The following is a 1,825-nucleotide window of genomic DNA, read 5'->3' as shown; positions in this document are numbered from 1 at the left end:
GCGCTTCAACGGAGGCAACCATGCAGACCTCCTGAAGCAGCTAAAATCATGGTATAAACACGCGAAACACTAACCATTAGCTACTTCAGCCCCTTATTTTTTTTCCAGTCAGACACAAGCTTCAGTATTAATACGATTTCTCCCTCCAAAACATTCTCACATTTCGAGAGATAGTCATTAATTTCTATAGAAGATTGATCTAAAAGATTTCTTTTTAAGATACTCTCATAACTGCAGTCTTTAACACTTGTGGCAAAAGCTTGAGTACTCAATATCAAGGAAACAAACAGAGCACTAAACCATAAAAATTTCATAAAATTTGACCTAACTCTTTTTGAGAATAACTCCATCATTAAAAAAATCCTTAAAATTTAGAGTTCCGCTTGATGAAAAATTCGAGGAAAAGACTAAGGGCTGCACACGCATAGGTATTATTGATATTTTTACAGATCCATAAAGGTTAAGCAAATGTTAATGCTAACTTTGCTTCAAAAACAAACGTTCGTTTTCTTGAAACTTCTATGAGGCAAAGCCCGTTGACCAGTTTAAAACAAGAATGATGTCATTATACTGTACCCAGAAAACAGCGTTTATTTTCTGCCCTGTTTTACGGATTTACGGACGATATTTATGTCAGCCCATAATTTGACAGGGCAAATTTTAAAACACAATCCAACCACCTTGATATCGGCAAACTCAGACCAAACTCTCCTGCCGAAGATAAAGACAGACCAACTCAGGCTAAACCCTTCGCATTTAAAGTAAATTTTAGGCTAAATCAGGCCTACTAAGGCCAATATATTCCCCCCTTGATTGTGAGGAAAAATACGACCTATAACAGCAAATAAACTGTTATAGGACTACTGATGAGAGTCGCGATCTACGCCCGACATTCTTCTGATAAACAAACCAGATCTACCAAAGACCAGATCGCACGTTGCAAAGCCTGGTGCGCTCAGAAAAAATATCTGGTTTCAGATGTGTTTTTCGACGAGGCAATTTCCGGCGCGAATGTACAAAATCGCCCTGGAATTCATGCCTTGATCGAGGCTTTACTGCATGATCGCTTCGACCGGATTGTTTGTGAAGATCTTTCGCGACTTTCACGAGATCAATCTGATATTGCAGCATTTTACAAAAAATTGCTTTTCCTCGACATTCCTCTCGAAACAATCACTGAGGGAGAGATAAACGAGCTTCATATCGGCCTGAAAGGAACGATGAATGCGCTTTATCTCAAGGATCTTGCAGACAAGACAAGGAGAGGAATGGTTGCTGCTGTCCTAAATGGGTCAGTACCTGGCGGCAAGACCTATGGTTATGATCTCCTCCGCGAGTTCAAGGATGGTCAACCATCAAGCGGTCAACGTAAGATCAACAGGCCAGAAGCCGAAATAGTCCGGAGCATTTTTAAGGATTATCTTGAAGGCCAGACACTTTCCCAGATTTGCACAAGACTTAATCGCCTGGCAATTCCCTCCCCTAAAGGTGGAAAGTGGATCAAGACCACTCTTATTGGCACAGCAGAACGAAAAACCGGCATTCTAAGACAAACACTCTACAAAGGTATCGTCACCTTCAACAAGATGGCCTACAAAAAACACCCCGATAGCGGCAAACGCTTATCCATCATCCGCCCGGAGGGCCAATGGATCAGGGTCCCTCTGCCAGAACTTGCAATAATGGATGAAGGGCTTTTTGATGAGGTCCAAAGCCTGATTGATGTCAGGTCCAGTATCTCGCAGGAACGCAAAAAGTTACGCGCCGTCATAAGAAAAGATGAAAAGCTTGAAGAAAACAGGCTGGCCGTAAAGCAGCACCGGGC

General features: G+C 42.0%; 1 protein-coding gene. It reads left to right on the top strand.

The annotated features are described in order from the left end of the window. Positions 1-866 precede the first annotated feature (866 nt). A partial coding sequence (locus B152_RS23970) for a recombinase family protein (RefSeq protein WP_020593241.1) occupies positions 867-1,825 on the top strand: 959 nt, incomplete at its 3' end.

Origin of the sequence: Kiloniella laminariae DSM 19542, from assembly GCF_000374005.1 — a bacterium.
GTDB lineage: Bacteria > Pseudomonadota > Alphaproteobacteria > Kiloniellales > Kiloniellaceae > Kiloniella > Kiloniella laminariae.
The sequence above is the reverse complement of the archived record's forward strand: the minus strand, read 5'-3'. Positions and strand labels throughout refer to the sequence as shown.